Raw genomic sequence first — 6294 nt, forward strand, 5'->3', positions numbered from 1 at the left:
ATAGATGCCCGTACCCATACAGCTCCTCAACGATATCATAGTCATCTTCCTCATCTCGATAGTCGCCATCTTCGCGGGCCACAGGCTGAGGGTTCCGGAGGTGGTGGGGTTCTTGGTGACTGGGGTGGTGGCGGGACCCCACGGCCTGCGGCTCGTCCAGGAGGTGGAGCAGATCGAGGTCCTCGCCGAGGTGGGGGTGGTCCTCCTCCTCTTTGCCATAGGGATAGAGTTCTCCTTCGAGAAGCTCCTGCGGATCAAGAGGCCCACCCTGGTGGGCGGGCCTCTTCAAGTGGCGATAACCTTCATCGCGGCGGCCTTCATCGCCGTTGAGGTCGGCCTTCCCCTCAACGAGTCGATCCTGGCCGGGTTTCTCGTCGCCCTCAGCAGCACGGCGGTGGTCCTCAAGATCCTCCAGGATCGGGACGAGGTGGACTCTCCCCACGGCGGCACCACCCTGGGGATATTGATCTTCCAGGACATCGCCGTCGTCCCCATGATGCTCTTCGTCCCCCTTCTGGCAGCGCAGGAGTCCACCAGCCTATTCATGCCGCTCCTCATGATGCTGGCCAAGGGCGTCGGGATCATCATTCTGATCATCTTGGCTGCGAAGCTGATCGTACCCGCCCTCCTCTACCAAGTCGTCCGTCTCCGGTCCAGCGAGCTCTTCCTCCTGACGGTGATACTGATCTGTCTATCCGTCGCCTGGATCTCCTACTCTGCGGGCCTCTCCTTGGCCCTGGGGGCGTTCCTCGCGGGGCTGATCATCTCCGAGTCGGAGTACAGCTACCAGGCCCTGGGGAACATCCTCCCCTTTCGGGACGTCTTCACCAGCTTCTTCTTCGTCTCCATCGGGATGCTCCTGGACGTTGGCTTCTTCGTCGAGAGGCTGGAGCTGGTGGCGGTGGCGGCCCTGGGGGTCCTGATCCTGAAGGCCGCCGTCGCCGGAGGCGTCTCCCTACTCCTCGGCTACCCCATCAGAACCGGGGTTCTGGCGGGGCTCGCCCTCGCCCAGATCGGGGAGTTCTCCTTCATCCTCTCCAAGACGGGCCTTGACTCCGGCATCCTCGGCAGAGGCGAGTACCAGATCTTCCTGGCGGTCTCGGTCCTGACCATGGCCGCGACCCCCTTCGTCATCGCCGCCTCCCCTAAGGCCGCAGACCTCCTCTATCGGCTGCCTCTTCCTAAGAAGCTGAAGGCGGGCCACCCCTTCGCCGCGATTCCGGAGAAGAGGGAGAACCACCTGGTCATCATAGGCTATGGCTTCGTCGGAAGGACCCTGGCCCGGGCCGCTCGGGTCGAAGATCTCCCCTACCTGATCCTGGAGATGAACCCGGAGAAGGTGAGATCCGAGAGGGCAGAGGGAGAGCCGATCCACTACGGGGACGCCACCCAGGAGCTGGTCCTCCGGCACGCCGACGTCGACGCGGCCAGGGTGGTGGTGGTGGCCGTCTCCGACGAGATGGCCACCCGGAGGATCGTGGAGACGGCGAGGAAGATCAACCCCAAGGTCTACATCATGGCAAGGGTCCGGTACCTGGACGAGGCGGCGGCGTGCTACGACCGCGGGGCCGACGAGGTTATCCCCGAGGAGTTTGAGACCTCGGTGGAGATATTCTCGAGGGTCCTCGGCAAGTACCTCGTCCCCAGGACCGAGATCGAGAAGATGATCGTCGATGTCAGGTCCCACGGCTACGATATGTTCAGGAACGCCGAGATCGAGCCCGGCAAGATATCAGACCTCAGGCGGTACCTCCCGAACGTCGAGGTCGTCACCGTCAAGGTCGAGGAGGAGGCTCCCGCCGTCGGCAAGACCCTGGAGGATCTGGAGCTGAGAAAGAGGCTGGGGGTGAACGTTCTGGGCATCCTGAGGGAGGCGGGGAACATCCTCAATCCCACCAGGGATACCGAGATCATTGCCGAAGACGTCCTTTTGGTCCTCGGGACCTCCGAGCAGATCGCCAGGTCCAGGCACCTCTTCAGAAACCCCGTGCGCTACCCCAGGGCTGGGGCCGGGGCCCTGAGGGATCAAGACGGCACCGTCGGCGGAGATGCTGAAAAGTCCGAGGACGCCCCCGTCACCGAAGCATCGGTGGGCGCCCCCATCTCAGAGGAAGGTTGAGACCTCGAGTTTCGGATCTCGATTCGAATCTCGGACGTCGACGAAGCCGGGTTCCACCTCTTCGCCCAAAAGTTACATATATTCATGACTACATACTGCGTTCTGTCGGGGAGATGACTTCTGGATTCCAAAATAGATTTGCTGAAGATCGACCGCTCAAAGCTCGCCTTCGATCTTCCTGGATCGGGTTCATCCCCTGTATTTGAGTCTGAGAAGAACGATGCAACGTTGAGCCGGGGGGCGTAACTTCTCTCCGGCCTCCCTCCAATTCTGCTCCCCCATTCCGGAGTTCTCTTTTCAGAGGGGCGATGGCGGGTTCAAGACTATTTCGGATGATTTTGTATATCGGTGGAGAAAGATATAAAATATAAGAGAGCCAACTAAATGCAGGAGGACTAAAAATGAAAGAAGAGGTATTCTTCGGCGAAGGGATGGTACACGTCAAAAAAGATCACCCCGACCTTTACGAGGCGATCACCGGCCTGAACGAGGCGGCGTACACGGGAAAGGTCCTGGACTACAGGACCCAGAAGCTGATCGCCGTGGGGATCGCCGCCGCCGCCTCCGACGAGAGGGCGACTAAGAAACAGATGATGAGCGCCAAAAAGGAGTTTGGGGTTTCCACCGACGAGATCGTGGACGTCTTGAGGGTCGTCCTCCTCACCTCGGGGATGCCCCCCTTCACCAAGGCGATGAAGATCCTCTACGAGCTGAAGTAGAGGGCGAATATGGGGAAGGTCGGTGATCAGCGATCTTCCCTTCATGCCACTTTCGTCTCCTTTTCTCGATCCTTCATCTCTTTCTCCAGCTTCTTGATCGCCTCCCTCAACGCAATCGCCCTCTCGAAGTCCAGGACCTCTGCGGCCGCCCTCATCTCCGCCTCCAGCTCGATGACCAGGTTCGGGATCTCGGACTTCGGTATGTGCCGGGTGTCGGTGATCTCCACAACCTTCTCCCGGATTGGCTTTTTTATCGTCTGAGGTACTATGCCGTGCTCGGTGTTGTACCTCATCTGGAGAGCGCGCCTCTCCTCAGTCTTTCTGACCGCCCCCCGGACCGAGTCGGTCATTCGGTCGGCGTAGAGGGCGACCCTGGAGTTCGCGTTCCTCGAGGCCCGGCCGATCGTCTGGATGAGGCTCTTCTCGTCCCGAAGAAACCCCTCCTTGTCCGCGTCCAGAATCCCGATGAACCCCACCTCGGGGATGTCGAGGCCCTCCCGGAGGAGGTTGATCCCCACCAAAACGTCGAACTTTCCGAGGCGGAGCTCCCGGATTATCTCGGTCCTCTCGATGGTCTGGATCTCGGAGTGGAGGTAGCGGGCCCGGATCCCCTTTTGGGCCAGAAAGTCGGTCAGCTCCTCGGCGAGCCTCTTCGTCAATGTCGTCACCAGAGCCCGGTCGCCCATCTCGACGACCCTTCGAATCTCCTCCATCACGTCCCGGACCTGCCCCTCCGCGGGTCTGACCTCGACGACCGGGTCGAGGAGGCCCGTCGGCCTGATGATCTGCTCGACGATTTGGGCGGAATGCTCCAGCTCGAAGGGGCCGGGGGTCGCAGAGACGAAGATCGTACTTCTCATGAACCGCTCGAACTCCTCGAACCGCAGCGGCCGGTTGTCGTAGGCGCTGGGAAGCCGGAAGCCGTAGTCGACGAGGCTCTTCTTCCTGGATCGGTCGCCTCGGTACATGGCCCTGAGCTGGGGTATGGTCTGATGGCTCTCGTCGACCACCAGGAGGAAGTCGGTGGGAAAGTAGTCCAGGAGGCAGTAGGGGGGCTCGCCCGGCCTGCGGCCGTCGAAGTGGCGGGAGTAATTCTCGATCCCCTTGCAGCTTCCCGTCTCCCTGATCATCTCGATGTCATAGAGGGTCCTCTGCCGGAGGCGGTGAGCTTCGATCATATCGAGCTCTGGCAGCCTCTCCTCCAGCTCCGCCAGGATCGAGTCGATGGCGCCCCTCTGCTCCTCCTCGGGGATGACGTAGTGCCTGGCGGGGTAGACGTAGAAGTACCTCATCTCCTCCCGTCGCTCGCCGGTCTGCCGGTCGATCTCGGATATCCGGTCCACCTCGTCCCCGAACAGCTCGATTCGTACAATGTTGTTGAAGTAGCCGGGGACCAGGTCGATCGTCTCCCCCTTCGCCCGGAACCTGCCGGGAGCAAGCTCCATCTCATTTCTCTCGTACTGGATGGCGACGAGCCGCTCCAGGATCTCCCGGCGAGAGATCCGGTCTCCGACCTTCAGCTCAAAGCCCATCTTCAGGAAGTTCTCCGGGTTTCCCAGGCCGTAGATGCAGGAGACGGAGGCCACCACGATCACGTCGCTTCGCGACATCAGGGAGGCGGTCGCCGCAAGCCGCATCTGCTCAATCTTGGGGTTGATGGTGGCGTCCTTCTCGATGTACTGGTCTTTGGCCGGGATGTAGGACTCGGGCTGGTAGTAGTCGTAGTAGGAGACGAAGTACTCGACCCTGTTCTCGGGGAAGAACTCGCTGAACTCGTTGTAGAGCTGGGCCGCCAGGGTCTTGTTGTGGGCGATGACCAGGGTCGGCTTTTTGACCGCGTCGATGACCTTGGCCACGGTGTAGGTCTTCCCCGAGCCGGTGACGCCGAGGAGGGTCTGAAACCTCTGCCCTGCCTCAAGGCCCGATACGAGCTTATCGATCGCCTCGGGCTGGGAGCCCTTCGGCTCGAACTCGGAGGCGAGGCGGAACTCTGGCTCTTGATCACCGTCTGGGATCTGGCTTGATTTCATCATGGGGCTGCCGGAGAAGAGGATCTTCCGAGAGGAAGTACTTTTTGCCCCGGCAGGGCCGATCGACCGTCCAGATGCCACCGCCGACGGAAACGATGGACAACCAAATCTTTTTTGCAGATCAGTGCAAGAGCATCTCGCCGGAAGGAGATCCGACAAGACCTGCGTCAATACTGGCTCTGGCACTGGCGGCGCTTCTTATCGCGGGCTCGGTCCAGGGTCGTCCAGGAGAGCGAAATTTTGGCCACGATCGAGCGAGGGGATCGGGCCCGGGCCAGGCCAGCAGCCGACGGCTCGAATCTCCGTGGCAGTTAAATAGGTTTTAAAAATATGTCTCTAACTTAATTGTGAATAAAAATAAGTGTGGATGGTCATCTGGTCGCCAGGGCCGAACGCGGGACAGGGCTCCGATCCTCGGTCAGAGACGGGTCATCCCGACGGCATTATGATGCGCCTCCGAGAAGAAATCCCGGCCTTATTCTATACAGAGGCCGATAACCTCGTGGATCCTTCCACCAACGGCCATCCAGATAAATCGGATGAGGGTAGCTGTACGGATAAGGGTGGGTGTAGTAATAATAAGTCCTGTAGTAGGTGGTGCCATCCAGGAACGATCGCGCGACGGGATACCATTCATCATACAACATTCGATCATCATAAAACCCCACGGCAGGATAGCCGTAAGGACCATAGTAGATGATCCGGCTCACGTCGGATGAAAGCCAGTCGGGGTTCGACCGATCCGGTCCTTCTGGCGGCGGTGTGATCAGTCCCGTTCCCGGCGGAACGTATGACGGCGGTGACGTGGTCGGTTCCGTTTCCTGCGGCGCGTACGATGGTGGCGGCGATGCGATCGCTATAGCTGCCAGAGACAGGCAGCCCAAAACCAACAGAAATTTTATCATCTCACTAACCCCGCTTCCTCAGTTATTCCTGAAGACTTATAACGGTTGCGTCTTTTCGCTCCTGCTGCAATCACAAAAAACTGCGGCGGATAAAGCGGGCGTGATACGGATAGAAGTTATCGTATTTTGAAGTCAAGTCTTCTCCTCCCTTCAAGAGCGAAGCAGAAAGAGATCGATCTATCATATCTCGCGCATCTGTACAGATCCGACCACCTAATCTGGTCTTAGTAACTTATTTATAGTAATATAACGTTAATCACCGTTGCGCATATTCGGAGATCGTCGAGAACGATCCAGGAGATGTATAACGAAATGGCAAGATTAGGATTAGTCACCTTGGAGCTTATGTTGGCAGAGCTGAGAAGGCCGGCCTTCGCCGGAGACGTTCCCGTCAAGATGGACTCCGGATTGGCCTCGTACGAGGCGGTATACGGCGGTGGCGAAGAGTCCGGCTATGAGCATGGAGGCGGCGCAGGCCCCGACGAGGAGGACTGCGGCTGCGGTGGCGACGGTTGCGGTGA

At 59.4% G+C, this 6294-nt stretch carries 4 protein-coding genes and 1 pseudogene; 4 read left to right on the forward strand and 1 reads right to left on the reverse strand.

The genetic code is table 11. The annotated features are described in order from the left end of the window. Positions 1–4 precede the first annotated feature (4 nt). Both ACP5EL_RS02960 and ACP5EL_RS02965 read left to right on the forward strand, forming a co-directional pair. Entirely contained in the window at positions 5–2119 is a 2115-nt protein-coding gene (locus ACP5EL_RS02960; protein WP_428400983.1) for a cation:proton antiporter, read from the forward strand. A 401-nt stretch (positions 2120–2520) separates the two neighbouring features. Continuing rightward, the gene (locus ACP5EL_RS02965; protein WP_428400956.1) at positions 2521–2838 is read left to right on the forward strand and encodes a carboxymuconolactone decarboxylase family protein; all 318 of its coding nucleotides are present in this window, start codon (positions 2521–2523) and stop codon (positions 2836–2838) included. A 41-nt stretch (positions 2839–2879) separates the two neighbouring features. Here ACP5EL_RS02965 and uvrB read toward each other — a convergent pair whose 3' ends face one another. Beyond that, positions 2880–4868, reverse strand: a complete 1989-nt coding sequence (uvrB, locus tag ACP5EL_RS02970; protein WP_428400984.1) for an excinuclease ABC subunit UvrB — start codon at positions 4866–4868, stop codon at positions 2880–2882. A gap of 696 nt (positions 4869–5564) precedes the next feature. Between uvrB and ACP5EL_RS02975 the strand changes: the two genes are divergently transcribed. Together ACP5EL_RS02975 and ACP5EL_RS02980 are read left to right on the forward strand one after the other, a co-directional pair. After that, positions 5565–5903 carry a hypothetical protein gene (locus ACP5EL_RS02975; RefSeq protein WP_428400957.1) on the forward strand — a complete coding sequence of 113 codons (339 nt, stop codon included), beginning with the start codon at positions 5565–5567 and terminating at the stop codon, positions 5901–5903. Positions 5904–6085: 182 nt separating this feature from the next. Further along, a pseudogene (locus ACP5EL_RS02980) lies at positions 6086–6294 on the forward strand (hypothetical protein); the annotation flags it as partial.

The sequence above is a fragment of the Methanocrinis sp. genome, from assembly GCF_049974945.1.
In the GTDB taxonomy this organism is placed as follows: domain Archaea; phylum Halobacteriota; class Methanosarcinia; order Methanotrichales; family Methanotrichaceae; genus Methanocrinis.

Bases quoted from the DNA above. Each gene is read 5' to 3' on its own strand.
- uvrB (WP_428400984.1), bottom strand. From the start codon at position 4,868: ATGAAATCAAGCCAGATCCCAGACGGTGATCAAGAGCCAGAGTTCCGC.
- ACP5EL_RS02975 (WP_428400957.1), top strand. From the start codon at position 5,565: ATGATCCGGCTCACGTCGGATGAAAGCCAGTCGGGGTTCGACCGATCC.
- ACP5EL_RS02960 (WP_428400983.1), top strand. From the start codon at position 5: ATGCCCGTACCCATACAGCTCCTCAACGATATCATAGTCATCTTCCTC.
- ACP5EL_RS02965 (WP_428400956.1), top strand. From the start codon at position 2,521: ATGAAAGAAGAGGTATTCTTCGGCGAAGGGATGGTACACGTCAAAAAA.